The following is a 22,892-nucleotide window of genomic DNA, read 5'->3' as shown; positions in this document are numbered from 1 at the left end:
TTCTGTGTCCAGACTCCAGCGGCCCAGCTCTTCGGGTCATAAGCCAGCCAAAGGCTGCTCCTGCATCGCTGCGCTGCTTCGTCGCAAAGAGATGGACCCAAAAATCTGGGCCATCTCTTCGCTGCCGCTTTTCTATATTAAGCTGTAACATCCCGTTTGCTGAACGTCAGGTAGCTGATCGCCATGAAAATGATGAAATACACAATCAGCACAATCACCGACATCGTCATCGTAATATCTTCAACCGGCATGAAGCCAGTATAATATTGCGTCAGGTCAGTATGGGTGAAGAGGTAGTATTTGACGATTTCGTAATTTGCCAGCAGGAATACTGCCTGGATTCCCGTGAACATCAGGAAGATCGACAAGCCGATAGCAAGCGAGCTGGAGCGGAATACAGTGCCCAGCATAAAGGCGAATGTGCCGATGATCCAGACGCTCGCAAAACTGAGTGCAAGCAATTTCAGTCCTTCCAGCCAGAACGACCCTTCAACAACTTCAGAACCGTTCCACGTCAGGAATGTCCCGTCGCTGATGCCATAAAAGATCAATCCGGCGATGGCGGTGACGATAAATAAAACTATCGCCAGCAGAATCGCATAAAGCATCGTGGCGATATATTTTGAGGTCAGAATCTTCCAGCGTTTTACCGGGCGCGTCAAGAGCATCTTGATGGTGCCTTGCGAAAATTCCGCAGCGACAATGCCGCCGGCGATGATGACAGTGAACAAAGTGACAACTGACATCATGATATGCGAGTCGATGACGCCCTGCTGCATGCTGTCGTATTCATACGGAGGCAGATCGTTCTCGAGGCGGTGCTCGGAAATGGCCACTTCACCTTCGTAAAACTCGCGCTGCGCCTCGCTCAGGCTGTTGTCTTCCAGCATGCTTTGGTTGTATATCATTTCATTGGTTTCTACTTCCTGCCAGCTTTCTGTGTTGTTCATATCCATCGAGTTATCGACCCATTTGGTGATGGCGGCAGATGCCAGCAGGATGAGGGCCAATAGGATGATCATGATCCAGGAGGATTTACGGCTCCATAATTTCATCCATTCATTTTGAGTGAGCTTGAGCAATGTCTCCACCTCCTGTCATTTCAAGGAATTGATCTTCCAAAGTCGCCTTGAAAGGCTGGACCGCAAATATTGAAATGTTCGCATTCACGAGGATTTTCACTGCCCCGGGAACATGTTCCGCCTCTGTTTCGACCAATAATCCACCTTCGAATTGGGAAACCGGAAAACCGATGCCGGTCAGTATTTCTTCCGCTTCAGCCAAAGGTTCAACTTTAAAGAGGAAGCGGGACTGCTGAAGCTCTTTTACGTTTTTGATGTCGATCAACTCACCATTTTGGATAATGGCGATCCGGTCGCACAGTAATTCGATTTCCGACAATAAATGGCTGGAAACAAAAACAGCCACGCCGTTCTCACGTGCAATTTTCTGCAGATATAAACGGAATTCCCGGATGCCGGCCGGATCGAGTCCGTTGGTGGGTTCATCGAGAATCAGGAATTTCGGGTCATGCAGGAGGGCTTGTGCCAAACCGAGGCGCTGCCGCATGCCGAGTGAATACGAACCGACTTTTTCATTGATGCGGTTTTTCATGCCGACCTGGTGGACCACTTCATCAATCCGTTTTTTTGAAATGCCTTTATGCATTCTTGAAAAATGGAGCAGGTTCTTATAACCGGACATATATTTATACATTTCCGGGTTTTCGACGATCACGCCGACTTTTTCGATGCTCTCTTCAAAATTGTGCTTCACTGATTTTCCGTCGATAAGCACGTCGCCTTCAGACGGTTTCATCAGTCCGACCATCATCCGGATCGTCGTCGTTTTACCTGCTCCGTTCGGGCCCAGAAATCCCGTGATCTGGCCTTTGTACAAATCGAGATTCAAGTTCTTGATGATCCTCTTGCTGCCGATTGTCTTTGACAGATTTTTTATCTGCACCAATGCTTGTTCATTCATCCAGCCGCACCTGCTTTCGTCTCTTTTGTCATCCATTCCACTGTATCCATTCCCGTTTCTCCGCGGATTTCATCCAAATGCCTGTGTGCCAGAACCTTGCCGTTTTTCAATAAAACCAATTCATCGAGCAAAGTTTCGACTTCGCGTATTTCATGCGTCGACAAGATTAGGGTCTGGCGCTCGAGGTCTGTAAATCGGATCAGTCCTTTGATCAAATCGCTTCGCACCATCGGGTCAAGTCCGGAGAAAGGTTCGTCCATTAAATAATAACGGCTTTCACGTCCTAAAGTTGCAGCCATTTTTGCCCGTCCGCGCATTCCTTTGGACAGGTTCTTCATTTTCGAAGAAAGCGGAACTTCCAAAAAATCCAATACTTCCTTCGCCTTCGTTTCATTGAAATCGGCGAACTGGCTCTTATAATAGGAGAACAATTGCCCGACGGTAAAATAAGAATAGAACATATCGGCGTCAGGGAGATAGGCGATTCGTGCCGCATCCTTTCGGGAGACCGGCTTTCCGTCAATTAAAACAGAGCCGCTGCTGATTTTGCTGACACCTGCGATTGCTTTCAGCAGACTCGACTTACCGCTGCCGTTTTCACCGGCAATGCCGATGATCTTTCCTGGTTCAAGGCGCAGATTGATGCCGTTCAGGGCTTTGGTGGATCCGTACGCTTTTTTTACATTGTTCAGTTCAATCATTTTATTTCCCTCCTGACGAGTTCCACGATTTCATCTTTCGAAAAACCGTAGGCTTCCACATTGGCTATGAACGATTTGACCAAATCCTCTTTTTTACTGTCGCGCAGCAGCTGCAGGCGCTCTTCATTTTCAGTTATGAATGACCCTTGGCCGCGCCTGGTTTCTATAAGTTCCATCGATTCCATCTCCTTGTATACGCGTTGCACGGTATTGGCGTTGACGCCGACGTCGATTGCATATTCCCGCACAGAAGGGAGTTTATCGCCGGGTTTTCTTACGCGACGGATGATATCGCCTGACAGACGGTCGATCAGCTGCTGGTAGATCGGTTTGTCTTTTTCAAAATCGAGCCCCATCTCAAGCCCTCACTTTCTTCTCGAACCAGTAAGCCGCTATCAGGTATAGCAGGATCAATAATAAAGTGCTGACCAGTAATTGGCCGACGTGCAGCGTAAGCTGATTTTCGAAAGATATCATCATGCCCCGTCCGATATTCGTCAGAAGCTCAGACTCGTTCAGCTGGATTACCCAAAAGTCTGTGGCAGCGGCATACAGATCCGTCGCCATGAAGCGATCCCACATTTCAAGGCCGAAGATAAACAGGCCAAACGTGACAATATAGGCAAAACCGCCAATTTTTGGTTTCATGGTATAGAACATTGTTAGATAGAAATAATAGATAATTGTAATCAATAATGAGAAAAATAAGATTCCTGCTGCAAAAGCGGCGCCGGAAGGGATAAAACTCTTCATTTCCTCCAAATCAGGTGCAAAAAGCAGGAATACGAATGTCAGTAAGCTGATCCAGACCAGCGAAATGGCTGTAGCCAAAAGAACCGCGGCAAATTTGCTGGCATTGATTGTGTGTATCGACGCACTGGAATGAAAGAAGATATCAGGGCGGTCCATATCTTTCGTGAAAAGAATGGAAAGCAGGACAATCGGCAGCAGTGCATGCAATGCCATCACTGTACCCGAAAAAACCAGCAAACCTTCAAAAAACTCCACTTGAAACAGCATCGCTGAACCGAATGGTATAAGGACATCCAATAGCAATGCTATCAATAGATAACCTTTAATGATGGTCCAGTCTTTCATGAATAAGCCGCGCAATTGATTCATAATTACCTCTCCTTGTCTTACTGTATTAATTAAATAGTACACCGAGACAATGCTGATTGCAATAGAATTTCCAAATAAATGTCTAATGAACCGACAAAGGGGGAAAGGAGGTGTAAACAGCTTTCATGTGGGAGGAATTGCAATGAAGGAATTGCAGGATAAAGAGCAGATCTTAATCGCTTATTACGCGCAATATTTCAAAGGCGCTACACTGGATGACGTAAAAAATCTTGATAAGCGGCTGTCCGGCGCGATAGGTGAAGAACGTTATCAAAAAGCGATGAAGGAACTGGAAGGTGAAGGGCTGGTATTCGGCATCGAAAAAGCGGAAGCCCGCAAAAAAGAAGATGGGGTGGACAGCCCGATGGCAACCAATGAAGGGATGCTATACGTCAACAACGCCTTGAATCTTCAGTCTGAGTCCGTTGAAGACCATCAATTGGATTACCTTGAAAATAATTTGAAGACGAGCGGCTTGGAGTTCACTTTGAAGCCTGTGGAAGAATATGTAATGGAAGTCATTCAGGAACAGGCAGATAAAAAGCCGAATGAAAATTCGCCTTAACAGAAAAGAAGCATCCTTCCGAAAAACGGAGGGATGCTTCTTTTCATCCTAATTCTAAAACGAAAAACGCCAGGAAAATCGTCAGTACGACAATCGTGTTGATGATCATGCCGGTTTTTCTGCTGACATCGTAATCGAGTGCCGGAAAGCGCTCAGCGATTTTCATCCCGCCGACAATCAGTCCGACCAAAACGAGCAAGTTGAGTATGATGTGCATATCATAGACGTGCACATCGATATAGCGTACCAGTATGACGGAAAACGCTAAAATGATGCCGTTGACAATGTGGATTCTTTTCATAGCAGCTCCTTCAATTCGTTTTCAAGATAAGGGTTTGCCGATAGCATGCCGGTAAACTGGCGATAGCGTTCCAACTGGCCGTCTGCGGGTTTCCGTCCGGTTTTATAGGCGCGGATCAGGATATTCTTCGGCGTATGCTCCATGTCGATAAACTCCATCAATTGCGTTTCATAACCGACGAGCGACAGCAGTTCAGCGCGAATGGAATCGGTCGCCAAGGCGCTGAAGCGTTCTTTGATCAAACCATGCTGCAGCATGATGCCGAGTTCCGGCGCGTCAATCTGGTGATTCAGTTCGCTTTGGCAGCAAGGGACGCTCAAAATGACTTTCGCGTTCCACTTAACCGCCCGGGACAGCGCCATATCTGTTGCAGTGTCGCAAGCATGCAATGTAACCACCATATCGACTGCGGACTCCTCGTTGTAATCATTGATGTCTCCCACAAGAAACTCCAATTGCTCATAGTTCAGATCTTCCGCAATCCCCCGGCATTCTTCGATCACTTCTTTTTTCAGGTCGAGGCCGGTCACCCGCAGGTCAAGCCCTTTTTCCACCCGCAGATAATGATAGAGTGCGAATGTCAGATATGATTTACCGGAACCAAAGTCAAGGATGCGTACAGTCCGGTCTTTTGGAAGATGGATCAGTGCGTCGTCGATGAATTCGATGAACCGGTTGATCTGGCGGAACTTATCGTATTTCTGCTTTTTGACGCTGCCATCGGGATTCTGAACACCGAGGCGAACAAGAAATGGGTATGGGATGCCGTCTTCAAGCAGATATTGCTTTTTGCGGTTATGCGATAGCTGTGCTGTTGTTTTTTCGGTTGCTTCGGTTTTCCAGCTCACTTTGAATTTCTTGGAAAGCTGGAGCTGCACTTTTTCTTCAGTGAACTGGAAAAGCCCTTGGCGAAACTCCGTGAATAAATTCTCCAGTTCTCCTGTCGCTTCTTCCGTCGTCATGTTTTTGTGTTTCAATACATATTCATGCTGGTATTCGAATTGTATATGATAATCATTTTTAATTTCTACAGGCTTTATTTTAACGCGTTTCAAATCGTTCGATTTCTGCCGCGGCTGGCTGATGGTCGCAGAAACAAGTTCCTGCCGGCCGATTCGTTCAGCCAGGTTTTGATGCATTTGTTGTAATTCCATTGCAGTTCCTTTCCTGTTTCATGATACTACAAGTTTATCATGGAATTTAGTAAATGAGACAGCAACTGTTTGGCGGGAAATAGATGAACAGGATCAGAGTTTATATACTAAAGGGTTAAAATAATTTAGAATTTTATGATAAAATAATAAGGAATTTGAAAACGTTTACAACATGGGGGTATGGAAATGGCGATTTTAAAACAGACCGTAGGAGAAGTGGTGCGTGAGCGGGCGACTCTTCATCCCGATACCGAGGCTTATGTTTATCCGGAGCATAACATCCGTAAAACGTACAAGGAATTTGATGAAGAAACGGACAGGCTGGCCAAAGCTTTTATGGGCATCGGCATTGAAAAAGGGGAACATGTCGCCATTTGGTCGGATAATAAGCGTGAATGGCTGTTGAGCCAATTTGCTACAGGCAAAATGGGCGGTGTGCTGGTGACCGTCAATACGAGCTACCAGTCGAGCGAACTGGAATACCTATTGAAGCAATCCGATTCGACGACATTGATTTTAGGGGAAGAATTCAAAGGGAATAATTATATCGATATTATTAATACTGTTTGTCCGGAACTGAAAGAATCCCGGAAAGGCGAAATTGACAGCGCGGTGCTGCCGAAATTCAAGCGGGTCATCGTCATGAGCGAAAATCAATATCCCGGTATTTTTACGTGGAGTGAATTCGAAGCTTTCGCAGACAGGGTCTCAGACGAACAATTGGAAGAGCGATTCCAATCGATGGATCCGGATGATGTCATCAATATCCAATATACTTCCGGTACGACAGGATTCCCCAAAGGAGTCATGCTGACACATCTGAATGTCGTCAACAACGGTAAACTGGTCGGTGATACGATGAACCTGACCGAGCATGACCGTTTGTGTATCCCGGTGCCTTTCTTCCATTGTTTCGGCTGCGTTCTCGGAACGATGGCGGCCGTCACGCATTCGACGACGATGGTCATTGCTGAACAGTTTGAACCGAAACGTGTGCTGCAAATGGTGCAAGATGAAAAATGCACAGGGCTGCACGGTGTACCGACCATGTTCATCGCTGAGCTGAACCATCCGGATTTCGCATCGTTCGACACGTCGACTCTCCGTACTGGCATCATGGCCGGTTCACCGTGTCCGATCGAAGTGATGAAGAAAGTGATCAGTGATATGGGGGCATCAGAAATCACCATTGCCTATGGCCAGACGGAATCTTCACCGGTCATCACACAAACACGGGCAGACGATGATATCGAGAAACGGGTCTCCACTGTCGGCAAACCGCATGCTGAAGTCGAAGTGAAAATCATCGATCCTGCTACAGGTGAAACGGTGCCTGCTGGTGTGCCGGGTGAATTGTGCACACGAGGCTACCATATAATGAAGGGCTATTATCAAAATGAAGAAGCGACCAGAAATGCGATCGATCCGGAAGGCTGGCTGCACACGGGCGACATTGCGGTGGAGGATGAAGACGGATATATTGCCATCACCGGCCGGATCAAGGATATGGTCATCCGCGGAGGAGAAAATATTTATCCGCGTGAAATCGAGGAATTCCTCTACAGCCATTACGCTATCCAGGATGTCCAAGTAGTCGGCGTGCCGGATCCGAAATACGGGGAAGAATTGATGGCATGGATCATTTTAAAAGAAGGCGAAAGTCTGGACGCGGAAGAGCTTCGGGATTATTGCACAGGAAAGATTTCGCGCCATAAGATTCCGCGTTATTTTGAATTCACCAAAGAATATCCGATGACGGCATCCGGTAAAATCCAGAAATTCAAACTGCGCGAACTGTCAGTGGAACTTACACAGAGGAGCGGGGTATAAGGAATCCACTTTGAGCCATATTGGGAATCGAAGGAAAAAGGGCGCCGCATTTTTTTTGCGGCGCCTTTTTCTGTGATGAAAACAGTGAAAATTTGTTTAATTGAAGTCAATACAGGGGAAACTGATAGAGTAACAAATATCTTGAATGCAGGATATTTAATTGGACTGCAACTGCCACGGGAAAACTTATATAAAGGAGAGATGTTCAAAATGGCAAATGTGAAACTGGCAATCATTTATTACAGCTCGACAGGGACCAATTATCAATTGGCCAGATGGGCTGAAGAAGCGGCTAAGGAAACAGGAGCAGAAGTGAAGGTAGCGAAAGTGAGAGAAAATGCACCGGATGCAGCAATCGACTCTAACCCTGCCTGGCGTGAACATTTAAATGCAACAACGGATGTACCTACAGCAGAAGTCGATCTGCTGGAATGGGCAGACGCCATTATATTCAGTGTACCGACTCGTTTCGGCCACGTATCGTCCCAGGTCCAGCAATTCCTTGATACGACCGGCGGCTTATGGGCACAAGGGAAATTAGCGAATAAAGTTGTCAGTGCGATGACTTCCGCGCAAAATCCGCATGGCGGGCAGGAAGCTACGATTCTTGGACTGTACACCTCAATGTTCCATTGGGGCGCAATAGTGGCGGCACCGGGTTATGCAGATCCCGTTCTCTTTAAAGCTGGAGGAAACCCATACGGCACAAGTGTTTCAGTCGATCAGGACGGCAATATGGTCGAAGATGTACAGGATGCTGTCCATTACCAGGCGAAGCACACTGTCGAAGTGGCACAATGGATTCAGAACGGACGCGGCCAGCAGTAAGGGCAGCTTTGTATAGCAAGCAGGTGAGTTTAAAAATCCTCACCTGTTTTTCTTCTTTTAATCTATTTCATCCCATCGGCTAGACGGGAATAACCTCTTGTCAAGATACGAATGGAGCGATTCAGATGTTTTGGACTACTCTTATTTATATTATCGGTTTTGTACTTATTCATTTATTTTCAAAATATATGAAGTTTCTTAAAGTTGTTCCACGCAGCCGTTTTTTGTCCGTTGCCGGCGGCATTTCAGTAGCTTATGTGTTTCTGCATCTTCTTCCGGAGCTTGGCCATTTCCAAAGTGAGCTGGAAGGTGAACTGGAAGGCAGCGCCTGGGCTTTCATTGAGAGCCATATCTATATTGTTGCAATGATCGGACTCGCAATCTTTTACGGGCTGGAAGTGATGGTCAAAAAATCGAAAAAAAGTGAAGGCGGCGAAGTGAAGGGAGGCTCCGGGGTTTTCTGGATCCATATCGGTTCTTTCACGTTATATAATTCACTGATTGGATATTTATTGGTTCATGACCATTTTGAAAACAGCTGGGGCACTTTCTTTTATTTCGTGGCGATGGGTCTCCATTTTATAACGAACGACAAAGCTTTGCGAAGCTCACATGAAGCGGATTATGACAAATACGGCAGATGGCTGTTGACTGCAGCAATCGTCGTCGGCTGGCTGACAGGTATTTTTACAGAAGTGTCGGATGTCGTGGTTTCCTTTCTTGTAGCGCTGTTGGCAGGCGGCGTCATTCTTAACGTAATGAAAGAAGAGCTGCCTGAAGAGCGTGAAAGCAGTTTCGTCTCTTTTGGAATCGGAATGCTATCATACTCTGTAGTACTTCTATTAATTTAAAAAATAGCAAATAGATAGCAATTTATCACTAGGTAGGGTATAATTCAACTCAAATAAATAGGTACTATAGTATAAGCCTTTAAAACTACTATACTATGAGGTGGCCATTATGGTTAAAGAAGAGGAAAAAGTCGTTTTCGTTTACGAACTGGATAAGCTGCAGCACGAATATCGGAAATGCACTGACCTCTCCATGCGCCAGCAAATCAGAGAGGATATAGCCCTGCTTCAAAAAGTGATTTCAAATTCCGGCAATGAATTGGATAGACAAGACAATATATTCTGAAGACCCGCAAACATACATTGTTGTGGGTTTTTTCTTTGCGATAAATGATACTATTTCCCGGGAAATAAAACACAGGAAGTTTGTTAACAAGGCTGTAACAAAATCGGGGATTTATAGCTGCAAGACAGGCGCATGGAACGGAATATAACCGGCTATGCTTTATAATAGGGGTATACGAATGGAGAGGAAGAGCGGCATGAAAGACTTGAAACAACTTGCTTTCGAACAAAAAAGTGCAATAAGCCTGCTGATTGTGATGTCTGCCCTTAGAGGAGCCGCAATGATTGGTCAGGCTGTATTTTTCGTTCTTGTTGTAGATGGCGTCTTTATAAAAAATAGTTCTTTTGAAGAAATCACTCCGTTTCTGATCGGATTATTACTTGCCATTATCATCCGTTCCGGTACAGGCTATCTGATCGGTCGGACGGGTGTCGATATGGCAGCTTCGATTAAAAAGCAGCTTCGTTTAAGGTTGATCCAATCGTTCAAAGAAGATCCATTACTATCTTCAACTGAAAGCCATTCCGGCCAAAAAGTGAGCTTATTGATGGATGCGGTGGATGAGACGGATGGCTTTTTCAGTAAATATATTCCCCAGTTGATTCAAAGTTATATTATTCCAATCATGCTGTTGGCCGCTATTTTTTCACAAAACTGGACGACCGGTTTGATTATTTTGGTGACAGCTCCATTTATCCCGGTCTTCATGGCAATTGTCGGTAAGCGGACAAAAGAAAAAGCGGATGAAAAGATGGTGCAGCTCAACAGATTTTCCGGAACTTTTCTTGATATCCTGCAAGGGCTGACGACTTTGCGCCTATTCGGTCAAGGAGAAAAACAAAAAGAAAAAATAAAAGAAAGCAGCAAAAATTTCCGGGATTCAACCATGGATGTGCTGAAGTCGGCATTTATGTCCTCATTGACCCTTGAATATATTTCGATGCTGAGTATCGGGATCATCGCCCTGGAAGTGGGTTTGCGGCTGGTTGTATTCGATAATCTCACTTTTTTCAGTGCGTTTTTCATCATGATCCTGGTTCCTGATTTCTTTACGATGCTGAAAGATTTCGGCAGCGCGTTCCATACAGCGCGCGGAAGTGTCTCTGCTTCACAAATGATGAATGAAGAATTTTCGAAAGAACGCAAACAAGTGGAGTGGGGGGATATCGAATTGCCGGATGGGAAAGTCCCTCAATTGGATATCGGACATTTGAGTTTTTCATATGGCCAGCAATTTGAACTGGCCGATGTTTCATTGGCCATAAAGCCTTACAGCAAAATTGCGGTTATCGGAAAAAGCGGTTCAGGGAAAACCACTCTGATGAACCTGATTGCGGGATTATTGCCGATTGATGATGGCGATATCCTGATTGATGGAAAACCGAGAAAAGAAATCGATGAATCTTCCTGGTTTAAACAACTTAGTTATATTTCACAATCCCCTTATCTTTTCGCCGGTACGATCAGAGAAAATATCGCAATTGGAGTCAATGGAAATCCGAGCGCGAAAGAAATTGATGAAGCTGCGAGAAAAGCGGGGATACACGAACTGGTCGAGTCATTGCCTGAAGGCTACCATACACGTGTTGGCGAAGGGGGACGCGGCTTGTCGGGCGGGGAAAAACAGCGTATCGCCCTGGCCCGCGCCTTCTTGAAAAAACCGACCATAATCCTGTTCGATGAACCGACGACTGGTTTGGATTTGCAGACAGAACGGATTCTGCAACAATCGATTGCTGAACTTTCACGTAACGCGACAGTTATAACGGTGGCGCACAGGTTGCATACAATCCGCGATTCAGACCAGATCGTTTATCTTGATAACGGCAGAGTGGCAGCTGTCGGTCCACATGAGGAGCTGGCTGCAAACTTCACGCCATATCAAAATCTTCTGCCGCTTCAAACAGGAGGTGCAATGCGATGAGTGAATTGACGCACGTGCTGAAACTTACATTACGCGAAAAAAGGGATGTCTCACTGGCCATCGTTTTTGGTGTGCTGGCAGGATTGGCCAGTGTAGCATTGCTTGCTTCAAGTGGTTACTTGATCTCCAAAGCGGCGTTGACCGGCCAAATGACCGTATTGATTGTAATAGGCGCCTGCCTGAAGTTATTCGGTCTCGGTTCGGCAGTCAGCCGTTATTCAGAAAGACTGTTCTCTCATAGAGCAACCTTTACTATGCTGGGAAATTTAAGGGTTTCGTTTTTTGAGCGGCTATCGCCATTAGCGCCGGAACTTTACAGTAAATACCGGAGCGGAGATTTATTGGCGCGGATTATCGGGGATGTTGAGAGCCTGCAGAATTTCCTGCTGCGTGTTTTTTATCCGCCAGTCGTCCTGTTGCTTGTATTTATGGGAACGATTCTTTTTACAGTGTACTTTTCAATCTACACAGCGATCCTGCTGGCGATCGGCTATCTATTGACCGCGGTCGCGGTTCCAGCTTATTTTGCCTGGCGAAAGCGTCGTCGTGATTGGCGGACGAGAGAAAGCAGGGGGGCATTATCAGCGGAAGCAGCTGAGTTCCTTTACGGCTTCCGGGATTTGAAGATTCACCGGCAATTGGCTGGCAAAGAACAGCAAATATCCGATTTGATCGATTTCTATAATGAAGAGCAGAGAAATGAAGGCAAAGAAGAAGTTTACAGCCAATCGATGAATGGGTTTATCGCATTGGTAATTTCTTTGGCCATCCTGGCAAGCGGAGCTTATTTTACAGCGGCCGGAGAATTGGATGGTTTATTCCTTGCTATGCTGGTGATGATTTCGCTCGGCGTTTTTGAAAATATGGCACCTATGGCGGCCTTCCCATCCCATTTCGAAGAAAGCCGCAAAGCGGCAGTCCGTTTGGACTCTATAGTCGATGAAATGCCACGCGTGAAGGGAAGTTCAGATTTGCCGGAAGGTGGACTTTCAATCTCCTCCAGGAATTTGTCTTATGTATTTCCGGATGAGCAGCGGCCGGCGCTCGATGATGTCTCCATTGATTTGCCGCGAGGCAGTAAAACTGCAATTGTCGGACCGAGTGGCTCAGGGAAATCGACTTTGCTGGCTGTGTTAATGGATATATTGCCGGCGCGAAGTGGCCAGGTATTGATTAATAGTGCGAATTCAGAAAAATTTTCACAGGAAAGCATCTGGCAGAGCTTGAACGTGGTGCTGCAGGAAAATCACTTTTTCCAAGGTACATTGCGCAGCAACCTGAAGATTGCCGATTCGAAAGCAAACGATGATCAATTGGCAGCGGCTTTGGAAAGGGTGGAACTTGGCAGGTTCTCCCTTGAAATGGATGTTGAGGAAAAAGGACAGAATTTCTCAGGCGGCGAAAAACAACGTCTGGCAATAGCAAGAGCGATATTGAAAAAAGGGGAAGTATGGATGTTGGATGAACCCGTTTCTTCTGTCGATTCTGCAACAGGGCAGCTTATATATGAACGCCTTTTCAATGACTATCCAGAGCAAACGTTTATTATTGTCAGCCACGACTTGACCGGACTTGAAAAGATGGACCAGATTATTGTGCTTGAAAATGGGAAGCTGATGGAAAAGGGATCGTACGATGAATTGATGCGAAGCAAAGGCTATTTTTACGGATTGAAGGAAATTGAACAGCAAGTAATGGCATAAATTTAAAAAAGGCAAGGCTGATTTTTCAGCTCTGCCTTTTTATTTCGCTAAAAAATCCTGCTCCTTTTTCGCGTCTTCCAGTCTCATCTGTTCCAGTTCCAACCGCAATTTTTGCGTTTCAATAACATAGTTTTCATGCTTAAGCTTTTCCAGCTCAACTTCGCTTTCGATCATCTTATGTTTCAGTTTGGTCTGCGTTTCCAAATGTGATGTGATGATCGCGGCTAACGGTATGGAAAAGATCATAATGACTGCAACCAGATAAATCATGGAATCCACCTCTTTCTTTAATGTGTAAAGGAGTTATCGTCTTTTAAGATTGCTGTTTGAAAGGTTTTGTCATGTCCAGTTTATGTATTCATATTAATCTTATAATACCCTGCTTATTTGGAAAGAAAACTCACGTGTAAGTGACATACATGACAAGTGTCATGTATAAATCCGTGCGTTTATGACTTATTCATACCTGATTCTTTCTTTATGATTAGGTTAATAAGTTATGCGGACTCCAAATGTCCGAATAAGGAGGAAAATCATGAGTAAAGAAAAAACAGCGCAACTCCGTAAATTCGTGAAACCTTTTGAGCAGGCAGATGTGAAAGCAAGCGTCCGTCAATTGGTCAATACCATACCTCCCTTCATCCTGTTCTGGTTCCTTGCGTATCAGGCATTGGACGTGTCGATCTGGCTGAGCATTGCATCATCCATCGTAGCCGCAGGATTTGTAATCAGAACGTTCATCATTTTCCATGATTGTACACATGGATCTTTCTTTAAAAACAAAAAAGCGAATGCCATTGTAGGCACAATCACAGGCATCATGACATTATTCGCGTTTGAAAAGTGGAAACGCGAACATACAATTCACCATGCTTCAAGCGGCAACCTCGACAAACGGGGAGTCGGCGATATCTGGGTTATGACGATCGAGGAATATGTTGAAGCATCAAAATGGGAACGTTTCAAATACCGCATGTACCGTAATCCGCTGGTCATGTTTGGATTAGGGCCATTATTCCTTGTATTGATTTCGAGCCGTTTCAACCGCAAAGACGCTCGCAAAAAGGAACGCAACAATACTTACCTGATCAACATCTCATTAGTGGTGATCTATTCACTGCTGATTTGGGCAATCGGCTGGCAGGCATTCCTGATCGTCCAAGGCACGACAATGTTCGTAGCCGGAGCACTAGGCATCTGGCTGTTCTACGTACAGCATACATTTGAAGATTCGTATTTCGAAGATGAAAGCGAATGGGATTATGTAAAAGCTGCTGTGGAAGGAAGTTCGTATTACCAGCTACCAAAAGTTTTGCAATGGGTGACAGGAAACATCGGATTCCACCATGTACATCACTTGAGCCCGCGTGTACCGAACTACAATTTGGAAAAAGCGCATGTTTCAACTCCGCCTCTTCACCAGGCGACAACGATTAACATTAAATCCAGTCTTAAATCACTGCGTTATAAAGTATATGACGCAAAAAATAAAACCTTTGTTACGTTTGGCGACATTAAACATCTTCTGGAGGATTCCAAGAAGACAGCTGCCAACTAAAGATTGAAAAGCCATTCCTCTCCGGAATGGTTTTTTCTTTGATTCAGTTTTTGGTATGATGGATAATAATAGCAATACGAGGAGGAGCTTATGCAAAGCTGGTATCAATTATTTCCGAAAAACCCATGGCTCAGTCTGTATGCTTGGGTGATTTTTTGTATTTTGCCTTTCTTCTTCATTTTCCGTTCGTCATCGGCAATCGAAATTTTTGTAGGCATCGCCCTGTTAGGGCTGTTCTTTTTGGCCTATCGCCTGTCTGTAAATTCGAGAACCGGTTTTGTCTATGTCTGGGTGAGCATGGAGATGGCGGTCAATATCGTCCTGACCTACCTGTTCGGCTATGTTTATCTGGCGATCTTCGTAGCGTTTTTCATTGGCAATATCCGCAATAAAATAGGCTTCTTCATCATTTATGGGATTCATATTGGCACCACGATCACGGCTGTGGCTTTTGGCATCGCCTTCCACAGCGTATTGTTCATGTCCCAATTGCCTTTCATTGTACTGACAATTCTCGGGGTCATCCTTTTGCCGTTCAACACATATAACCGCAATAAACGTGAAAAGCTGGAAGGGCAGCTGGAAGATGCAAACAAGCGTATTTCGCAATTGGTCATTATAGAAGAAAGGGAGCGCATCGCCCGGGATCTGCACGATACGCTCGGTCAAAAACTATCCTTGATGGGACTGAAAAGTGACTTGGCGAGCAAGCTGATTTACCGGGATCCGGAAGCTGCGCTGAATGAAATCAATGATGTCAGGCAAACAGCGCGTACGGCGTTGAAAGAAGTGCGTGAACTGGTGTCGGATATGCGAGGGACGAAATTGGAAGATGAATTGCTGCGGGTGCAGCAAATACTTAAAGCCGCTGAAATCGATTTTGTGATGTACGGCAGCCCGAAACTTAAGAACACGCCTTTACTGGTGGAAAACGTCCTCAGCATGTGCCTGAAAGAGGCGGTCAATAATGTTGTCAAGCACAGCGGGGCAACAAGATGTATCATCCTTATCAAGCAAACACCGCAGGAAGTGCTGGTGCAGGTGCAGGATGATGGCGTCGGCTTGCCGGAAACCGGTGGATTCATGCAAGGCAATGGCTTGGCCGGAATGAGGGAGCGGCTTGAATTCATCAACGGCTCAGCGGATATCAAAGGTACTGAGGGGATGACTTTGAATATACGTGTCCCTAATGTAATTCTTCATAATTCCAAGGAGGAGATGGTATGATCCGAATCGTATTGGCTGAAGATCAGCGAATGATGCTTGGAGCTTTAGGCTCCCTGCTTGATCTTGAAGAAGATATGGAAGTGGTGGGGATGGCTGCGAACGGTCAGGAAGCAATCGACCTGGTAGCAGAGCTGAATCCGGATATATGCATCATGGATATCGAGATGCCATTGAAAAGCGGGTTGGATGCAGCTGAACATCTGAAAGAGCATCCCTGCAAAGTCATCATACTGACGACCTTTGCGCGTTCGGGTTATTTTGAACGTGCCAGAAACGCTGGAGTCAGCGGCTATCTGCTGAAAGACAGTCCGAGTGAAGATCTCGCCACATCGATCCGCAGCATCATGGCAGGGCGGCGCATTTATGCTCCTGAGCTTGTAGATCTTGCTTATGCGGGTGACAATCCCCTTACAGAGAGGGAAAGAGAAGTGATGGAGCTGATCGCGCAAGGCCGCAGCACCAACGAAATCGCGAAAGAGATGTTTATCACATCGGGGACAGTACGGAATTACATCTCCACTATCCTTGATAAATTGGAAGTCAGCAACCGGATTGAAGCCATTTCGCGTTTCAAGGAAAAAGGCTGGTTCAAATGAAAAGCCGCTGTCAATTGACAGCGGCTTTTATAGTCGTTCTAATCTTCGTAGAGTGTGTCCTGAAGCTCACCGGAACTAGTATAGATATGGAGTTCACCGTGGTTCTTGGTGACATAGCGTTTTGCCTCATCCATGAGCTCCTCTTTGGTTTCTTCAATTAATATTGCTTTTTTACTGTCCTTTTTCTTCAATTGCCAGCCATCATCGTGGGAGCGGATTTCGTAAATGGGATGGTCCCCTTCCCCTTCCACATTTTTTTGAGCTTGAGCTGTGGCAATTGAAATTGCACGCCCCTCCTCATACCCATCTCTGAGGAGCGCATTAGCGATTTCAATTGCTTTGTTGCGCACGTCAGCGTTCAAATTTTTGAATGAATCCGGATAATCGTCTTTATTCCATGGCACAATAATCGCCTCCTTGCCTCTCATTTCCCCATTTTAATAGGAAATAAAACAAAAATTTACTGGTATTAAAGACTCAGGATGTTACAATGGTGTGGAAGGGGGAGATAAGATGTCAGATTTAACTTATCAAATCATAGCGCTAATTATTTACCTCATCGCTATGTTGTTCATCGGATGGTATGCTTATCGTAAAACCGTCAATTTGTCAGATTACATGCTGGGTGGCCGGGGTCTTGGACCTGCCGTAGCCGCACTCAGTGCAGGAGCATCCGATATGTCGGGATGGTTGTTGCTCGGTCTTCCGGGTGCCATTTACGTCGGAGGCCTAGTGGAAGTTTGGATAGCGATCGGTTTAACGGTCGGAGCCTATTTGAACTGGTATTTCGTAGCACCACGTTTACGTATTTATTCGCTTGTAACAAAAGATTCCATTACCATTCCAAGCTTTTTGGAAAACAGGTTAAGAGATTCTTCGAGATTATTAAGAATCGTTTCAGGCATAATCATTTTGATATTTTTCACTTTCTATGTATCTTCAGGTATGGTTGCAGGAGGCGTATTCTTCGAAAGTTCATTCGGGCTGAGCTATCAGCTTGGGATGGTCATCGTAGCCGCAGTAGTTGTAGCTTATACATTATTCGGCGGATTTCTTGCCGTCAGTTATACTGACTTTGTCCAGGGAATCATGATGTTCCTGGCATTGATCGCAATCCCGTCCATCGGAATTTTTTCGACTGGCGGTTTTGAAGGGACTGCAGACAGCATTCGTGCTGTAGATCCGACTTTGCTTAACTTCACTACCGGTGTATCAGTTGTCGGTGTCATTTCAGCTGTAGCATGGGGACTTGGTTAATTTGGACAGCCCCACATCATCGTCCGTTTTATGGCGATCAAGACTTTGAAAGAAGTCCGTGTTGCTCGCCGCATCGGTATTGGCTGGATGATTCTGAGCCTGATCGGAGCTGTTTCAACAGCGCTTGTCGGTATCGCGTATTTCCAGCAGAATCCAGGTGCTACACTGACGGATCCGGAAGCGGTATTCATCGCGCTTGGACAGATCCTGTTTCACCCGTTAATTGCCGGTTTGATGTTGGCGGCGGTGCTAGCGGCAATTATGAGTACAATATCTTCGCAATTGCTTGTAAGTTCTTCGGCACTGGTAGAAGATTTGTATAAAATCGCATTCAAAAAGAAAGTTTCAGATACAGTTGTAGTAAATCTTGGCCGTGCGGGTGTATTGATCGTAGCTTTGTTAGCTGCTGTACTTGCATGGGAAAAGAATGCAACCATCTTAGAACTGGTTGCTTACGCATGGGCAGGTTTCGGTGCCGCATTCGGTCCGCTGATCCTGTTGTCATTATTCTGGCGTAAGTTCACGAGCATGGGAGCACTCGCTGGCATGATCGTCGGTGCCGCAACTGTCATCATCTGGGATTTGGTAGGTACGACTCCAGAAGATGCTGGTGCAACAGCGACTACTAATTTCATCGGCAGTGTCTATGAAATCATTCCAGGATTCATCCTTTGTCTATTGGTTGCCTGGTTGGTGAGTCTTGTCACTTACAAACCGAACCCTGAGATTGAAACAGAGTTCGATGAAACTTTACGTTTGATCAATGAAGATAAGTAATTAGAAAAGCGACGGCACCCGTTAAGCTCTGAAAGGCATAAGGCAGAATATCGTAGCGGTCTTGACCGCGCAGCTAGGCTGACTTATGACCCGAAGAGCTGGGTCGCCGGAGTCTGGACAAAGAAAAGCGGAAACGGCCGTTAAGCTCCGACAGGCTTAAGATGAACTTCCGAAGCGGCGTCTTTTGCCGCACAGGAAGGGCAGCTTAAGTCCGAGGAGTTGGCCGTTGGAGTCTGGACAAAGAAAAGCGACGGCACCCGTTAAGCCGGGCCGCATCTGACCACAAAAAAGCTCAACCCTTCCGTTTGGAAAGGGTTGAGCTTTTTTAATTTCTTTTATTTTCGCTGATCCTTGCGGGCTTCGCGTTCCATCTTTTTAAACTGGCGCAAATCCGATTTGCGGATCGGCGGTGTTTCATCGCGTAGCAGCTTCACGAACGACCATACCATGAGCAGGAGCAGCACGGTGAACGGCAGGGCCGAAATCAGGGAAGCGGTTTGCAGCGCTTCGAGTCCGCCTGAGTAAAGAAGGACTGCTGCAATGGCAGCCATCAATACGCCCCAGATCATTTTGAAAGCAGTTGGCGGATTCAGGCTTCCGTGGCTCGTCATGCTCGCCAGGATGTAAGTGGCGGAGTCAGCAGACGTTACCAGGAATGTAAAGATCAAAAGAATCGCGAGAATTGACATAATCGTAGTCAGTGGCAAGACACTGAAGGTCTGGAATAGCGCCGAAGTCAGGTTGTTATTGACCGCTTCCGCGATTCCTGTGCCGTTGTTCAAATCATAATACAAAGCGGTGCCGCCGAAGACGGCGATCCACACACATGCGATGGCTGGCGGAATGACCAGCACGCCGAGCACAAACTCGCGGATTGTGCGCCCGCGTGAAACGCGGGCAACGAAGGCGCCGACAAACGGCGACCAGGCGATGGCCCAGGCCCAGTAGAAGATGGTCCAGCCGCGGACCCATTCACCGTCCGCGTATGGTTCCATGCGCAGGCTGTACTGCACGAAGTTGGTGATGTAATCACCCAAAGCAAGAGTGAAGGTTTCCATGATGAACACAGTAGGGCCGGCGAAAAAGACGAATACCATCAGCACGAGGGCCAGGCCAAGATTCAAATTGCTGAGATAGGCGATGCCTTTATGCAGTCCGGTCGATGACGATAGCGTATAGGCGGCAAACATGACGCCGATGATGATCAATTGGATGGTGAATGAATTCTCGATGCCGAAGACGGCGTTCAACCCGCCGTTCATCTGCAGGACACCGAGTCCCAGAGATGTGGCAATCCCCATGACGGTTGCGATGACGGCCAGGGAATCGATGGATTGCTTGATCAGTGGTTTTGAACCGGTCACCGGCTCAAGGGCGGTCGAAACCAATCCGGATTTTTTCTTCCGGAACTGCAGAAAGCCGATGACGAGTCCGACAATGGCGAACACGGACCACTGGCTGACGCCCCAGTGGAAGAAGGAATAGCCCATTGCGATGCGGGCCGCTTCCGGCGTTTGCGCTTCATTGCCAAAAGGGGTGGTGAAGAAATGGCTCATCGGTTCAGCGACGCCCCAAAACACAAGGCCTGCACCGAAACCGGCTGAAAACAGCATGCCAATCCAGGTGAAAAAGGGAAATTCGGGGCGATCCGTATCTGCCCCAAGGCGGATATTGCCGTATTTGCTGATGGATATAAAGATGAGGAAGAGGGTAATGATGAATACAGCAAGCAGGTAGAACCATCCGAAGTTATTGGTGGTAAAGTTGAAAAGCGTGTCGGATACTGATTGGAATTGTTCGTTGGCGAGTGCGCCGAGCACCACCAGCAACAGAATCACGGCTGTTGAAACCAGAAAAACGGGATTTGTCCATAATTTTTTGTCCATGTCGACCTCCTGAGTTAATGAAAAGATATTTTCTATATACCCCAGCCTATCGAAAATAACGCTTGAAAACCACCCATATGGCAAGAAAGGTGGTATATCGCCCAAATCGATGGACAGGAATCAGCCGGAAGGTTTTTAACTGAACATGGCGAAAGCTTATAGTAACAGCGTAAAGGGAGTGGAAACGATGAAATTTGATCACGTCATACATTTTATAGAAGAAACACCGGAACAGGCAGTCGAATTTTGGCAACGAAAAAATCAGCATGCAGTAATTGGCGGACGCCATGACAACTGGGGAACCCGGAACGCCTTAAGGTATGGCAAAGACAGTTATATTGAATGGCTGTCACTGGAGAACCGGCGAATTGCTGAATCCGCCTCCCATCCGTTGACGAAATTATTGCTTCATAATGGAGCTGGTTTTGGCACCGTGTGTTTCCGCGTTGAATCCATTGAAGACCTGGAAGAGCGCTTAACGGCAGAAGGCTTTCAGACAAGTGGAATTCTGGACGGCAGCCGGCGGACAACGGAAGGGAAACTTATTGAGTGGAAAATGCTGTTCATCGATGAGGAATTTTCGGACCGCCTGCCGAACCCCTTCTTCATTGAATGGAGTGAAAGGGATGATGAGCGATACGCGGGACTGCGTGCTGTGGGCGCTATTGCCCCGGCAGATGAAAACCGGACATTGCAGCGCTGTATATTTGGAGTGGATGATGAAAAGGCAGCGGTCAAAAAGTGGAAAAAACTTCTTGGTGGCAACCTGCAATTGGCGAATTGCCTGATAGAATTCCGTAAGCGGACGGGACAGAAAGAACGGCTGGAAGAAGTCCATTATCAAAATGGTAAAGAACAGATAGTATACGAAAAAGGAATTTACCTGGTTTAACGGGCTGAATTTAAAGACCCTGACTCATGTGATAAGATGGGAAGAACAGAATCTGCATCGCAGAGCGGCTGTAAAGGAGAATGTGCATATGGATACATTGATTGAAAAAGCGGTACTTGTCGGTGTTCAGCTTCAGAAAGACACTCATTTCGATTACGAAATGGATGAACTGAAAAATCTGGCGGAAGCCTGCAACGTCGAAGTGCTCGGTGATATTACCCAAAACCTGGAGCGTATTAACCCGTCCCATTATGTCGGGAAAGGGAAAGTCGATGAACTCAAAGCATTCTATGAGGAAACTGAAGCGAATCTCATCATATTCAATGATGAATTATCTCCTTCCCAAATCCGGAATCTCGAGGAAGATCTGGAATGCAAGGTCATCGACCGCACCATGCTGATCCTTGATATTTTCTCGCGCCGCGCGAAAACACGTGAAGCGCAGGTGCAGGTGGAATTGGCTCAATTGCAATACATGATGCCAAGGCTGATCGGACTTCGCGCTTCGCTTGGCCGCCAAGGCGGCAGCAGCAGCGGGGGAGTCGCGAACCGCGGTGCCGGTGAAACGAAACTTGAACTTGACCGCCGGAAAATTGAAGACCAGATCTCCAAACTTCATAAGGAACTTGAGCATATCAAAGACCAGCGTGTGACCCAGCGCAAACAGCGCACGAAAAAAGGCATGCCGGTCGTGTCGCTTGTCGGCTATACGAATGCCGGGAAATCTACTGTAATGAATGAATTGCTTAAGAAAGCGGGACAGCAGGAAGATAAGCAGGTATTTGAAAAAGACATGCTTTTCGCTACATTGGAAACTTCTGTCCGCCAGATTTTGCTTAATGATAATAAGAGCTTCCTCCTTACCGATACGGTAGGGTTTGTCAGCAAACTGCCGCATCACTTGGTGCGCGCGTTCCGTTCGACGCTTGAAGAAGCGCGCAATGCCGATTTGCTGCTCCATGTCGTTGACGTTTCCCACGAGGAACATCGCCACATGATGGATGTCACCAACCGGACGCTCCACGAAGTGGGGGTTGAAAACATACCAACGATATATGTCTATAATAAATCAGATCTTGCCGGTATCCCGCATCCACGGACAAACGGGGACGGGCTCTGGATTTCGGCGAAAAACGATAGGGGCCTTGATGAACTGCTGGCAATGGTCAAACAGCGCATTTTCGCCGATTACGTGACTTGCCGGATGGTCATTCCATTCGACCGCGGTGATGTAGTCGCCTACCTGAACGAGACAGCCACCATCCGGGAAACGGAGTATGAAGAAGAAGGCACTTCGCTGCGGGTGGAACTTAGCCGGGCGGATTACGACCGCTACCAGGAGTTCGTTGTAGGGAAATGAAAACGAAAAAGCAGGCTTCCGCACGCGGAAGTCTGCTTTTGTTTTGATTGATTTTTGAAATACGCCCAACTCTGGTCCAAATACGCCCAAC

The 22,892-nt window shown here is 46.5% G+C and carries 22 protein-coding genes and 1 pseudogene; 13 read left to right on the top strand and 10 right to left on the bottom strand.

Annotated elements, in window-relative coordinates; all coding sequences use genetic code 11:
- Positions 1-137: 137 nt before the first annotated feature.
- Genes D2910_RS10495 through D2910_RS10475 form a run of 5 tightly spaced genes read right to left on the bottom strand, consistent with a single transcriptional unit; the run spans position 138 to position 3,806 of the window.
- Positions 138-1,091, bottom strand: coding sequence for an ABC transporter permease (locus D2910_RS10495; protein ID WP_240633601.1), 954 nt, complete (start codon positions 1,089-1,091; stop codon positions 138-140).
- Positions 1,060-1,983, bottom strand: a complete 924-nt coding sequence (locus D2910_RS10490) for an ABC transporter ATP-binding protein (RefSeq protein ID WP_117313458.1) — start codon at positions 1,981-1,983, stop codon at positions 1,060-1,062. Before D2910_RS10490 ends, D2910_RS10495 begins: the two co-directional genes overlap by 32 nt.
- Entirely contained in the window at positions 1,980-2,684 is a 705-nt protein-coding gene (locus tag D2910_RS10485) for an ABC transporter ATP-binding protein (RefSeq protein WP_084243123.1), read from the bottom strand. Before D2910_RS10485 ends, D2910_RS10490 begins: the two co-directional genes overlap by 4 nt.
- The gene (locus D2910_RS10480; RefSeq protein WP_084243122.1) at positions 2,681-3,040 is read right to left on the bottom strand and encodes a GntR family transcriptional regulator; all 360 of its coding nucleotides are present in this window, start codon (positions 3,038-3,040) and stop codon (positions 2,681-2,683) included. Before D2910_RS10480 ends, D2910_RS10485 begins: the two co-directional genes overlap by 4 nt.
- Position 3,041: 1 nt before the next feature.
- The gene (locus D2910_RS10475; RefSeq protein WP_117313457.1) at positions 3,042-3,806 is read right to left on the bottom strand and encodes a hypothetical protein; all 765 of its coding nucleotides are present in this window, start codon (positions 3,804-3,806) and stop codon (positions 3,042-3,044) included.
- 142 nt (positions 3,807-3,948) lie between these two features.
- On the opposite strand from D2910_RS10475, the gene D2910_RS10470 reads away from it, so the two are divergent.
- Entirely contained in the window at positions 3,949-4,371 is a 423-nt protein-coding gene (locus D2910_RS10470) for a hypothetical protein (protein ID WP_101802149.1), read from the top strand.
- A gap of 43 nt (positions 4,372-4,414) precedes the next feature.
- Here D2910_RS10470 and D2910_RS10465 read toward each other — a convergent pair whose 3' ends face one another.
- Entirely contained in the window at positions 4,415-4,672 is a 258-nt protein-coding gene (locus D2910_RS10465; protein WP_117313456.1) for a hypothetical protein, read from the bottom strand.
- Entirely contained in the window at positions 4,669-5,826 is a 1,158-nt protein-coding gene (locus D2910_RS10460) for a class I SAM-dependent methyltransferase (protein WP_117313455.1), read from the bottom strand. Before D2910_RS10460 ends, D2910_RS10465 begins: the two co-directional genes overlap by 4 nt.
- A gap of 186 nt (positions 5,827-6,012) precedes the next feature.
- On the opposite strand from D2910_RS10460, the gene D2910_RS10455 reads away from it, so the two are divergent.
- The 6 genes from D2910_RS10455 to cydC all read left to right on the top strand — a co-directional run bounded on the left by D2910_RS10455 (position 6,013) and on the right by cydC (position 13,248).
- Positions 6,013-7,656 carry an AMP-binding protein gene (locus tag D2910_RS10455; protein WP_205854609.1) on the top strand — a complete coding sequence of 548 codons (1,644 nt, stop codon included), beginning with the start codon at positions 6,013-6,015 and terminating at the stop codon, positions 7,654-7,656.
- A 210-nt stretch (positions 7,657-7,866) separates the two neighbouring features.
- The gene (gene wrbA, locus D2910_RS10450) at positions 7,867-8,484 is read left to right on the top strand and encodes an NAD(P)H:quinone oxidoreductase (protein ID WP_117313636.1); all 618 of its coding nucleotides are present in this window, start codon (positions 7,867-7,869) and stop codon (positions 8,482-8,484) included.
- A 125-nt stretch (positions 8,485-8,609) separates the two neighbouring features.
- The gene (locus D2910_RS10445) at positions 8,610-9,335 is read left to right on the top strand and encodes a hypothetical protein (RefSeq protein ID WP_084243116.1); all 726 of its coding nucleotides are present in this window, start codon (positions 8,610-8,612) and stop codon (positions 9,333-9,335) included.
- Positions 9,336-9,444: 109 nt separating this feature from the next.
- Entirely contained in the window at positions 9,445-9,621 is a 177-nt protein-coding gene (locus tag D2910_RS16915) for a hypothetical protein (protein ID WP_165850171.1), read from the top strand.
- A 178-nt stretch (positions 9,622-9,799) separates the two neighbouring features.
- A complete protein-coding gene (gene cydD / locus D2910_RS10440; RefSeq protein ID WP_338088690.1) occupies positions 9,800-11,545 on the top strand; it encodes a thiol reductant ABC exporter subunit CydD in 1,746 nt (581 codons plus the stop codon).
- Entirely contained in the window at positions 11,542-13,248 is a 1,707-nt protein-coding gene (cydC, locus tag D2910_RS10435; protein WP_101802146.1) for a thiol reductant ABC exporter subunit CydC, read from the top strand. The genes cydD and cydC overlap by 4 nt, the downstream gene beginning before the upstream one ends.
- A 39-nt stretch (positions 13,249-13,287) precedes the next feature.
- Here the strand turns inward: cydC and D2910_RS10430 are convergent, their stop codons facing one another.
- A complete protein-coding gene (locus tag D2910_RS10430) occupies positions 13,288-13,518 on the bottom strand; it encodes a hypothetical protein (protein WP_084243114.1) in 231 nt (76 codons plus the stop codon).
- Positions 13,519-13,783: 265 nt separating this feature from the next.
- Here D2910_RS10430 and desA point away from each other — a divergent pair, with 265 nt between their 5' ends.
- The 3 genes from desA to D2910_RS10415 all read left to right on the top strand — a co-directional run bounded on the left by desA (position 13,784) and on the right by D2910_RS10415 (position 16,629).
- Positions 13,784-14,806 (top strand): Delta(5) desaturase DesA, encoded by a 1,023-nt coding sequence (desA, locus tag D2910_RS10425; protein WP_084243113.1) that lies wholly within the window; start codon positions 13,784-13,786, stop codon positions 14,804-14,806.
- 90 nt (positions 14,807-14,896) lie between these two features.
- Positions 14,897-16,033, top strand: a complete 1,137-nt coding sequence (locus D2910_RS10420; RefSeq protein ID WP_101802145.1) for a sensor histidine kinase — start codon at positions 14,897-14,899, stop codon at positions 16,031-16,033.
- Positions 16,030-16,629: a response regulator transcription factor gene (locus D2910_RS10415; protein WP_084243111.1), complete on the top strand. Its 600-nt coding sequence runs from the start codon at positions 16,030-16,032 to the stop codon at positions 16,627-16,629. The genes D2910_RS10420 and D2910_RS10415 overlap by 4 nt, the downstream gene beginning before the upstream one ends.
- Before the next feature lie 38 nt (positions 16,630-16,667).
- Here the strand turns inward: D2910_RS10415 and D2910_RS10410 are convergent, their stop codons facing one another.
- Positions 16,668-17,033 carry a DUF2188 domain-containing protein gene (locus D2910_RS10410; protein ID WP_084243110.1) on the bottom strand — a complete coding sequence of 122 codons (366 nt, stop codon included), beginning with the start codon at positions 17,031-17,033 and terminating at the stop codon, positions 16,668-16,670.
- A 109-nt stretch (positions 17,034-17,142) separates the two neighbouring features.
- Between D2910_RS10410 and putP the strand changes: the two are divergent.
- Positions 17,143-18,663: pseudogene (gene putP, locus D2910_RS10405) on the top strand (sodium/proline symporter PutP).
- A gap of 335 nt (positions 18,664-18,998) precedes the next feature.
- Here the strand turns inward: putP and D2910_RS10400 are convergent.
- The gene (locus D2910_RS10400) at positions 18,999-20,549 is read right to left on the bottom strand and encodes a BCCT family transporter (protein ID WP_101802143.1); all 1,551 of its coding nucleotides are present in this window, start codon (positions 20,547-20,549) and stop codon (positions 18,999-19,001) included.
- Between the two features lie 187 nt (positions 20,550-20,736).
- Here D2910_RS10400 and D2910_RS10395 point away from each other — a divergent pair, with 187 nt between their 5' ends.
- Together D2910_RS10395 and hflX are read left to right on the top strand one after the other, a co-directional pair.
- Entirely contained in the window at positions 20,737-21,441 is a 705-nt protein-coding gene (locus D2910_RS10395; RefSeq protein ID WP_117313453.1) for a VOC family protein, read from the top strand.
- A gap of 88 nt (positions 21,442-21,529) precedes the next feature.
- Entirely contained in the window at positions 21,530-22,801 is a 1,272-nt protein-coding gene (hflX, locus tag D2910_RS10390) for a GTPase HflX (protein WP_117313452.1), read from the top strand.
- Positions 22,802-22,892 lie beyond the last annotated feature (91 nt).

The organism is Planomicrobium okeanokoites, from assembly GCF_003428875.1.
Classification (GTDB): Bacteria; Bacillota; Bacilli; order Bacillales_A; family Planococcaceae; genus Planococcus; species Planococcus okeanokoites.
Note: the sequence above shows the minus strand (reverse complement) of the source record. Positions and strands in the feature narration are given on the sequence as shown.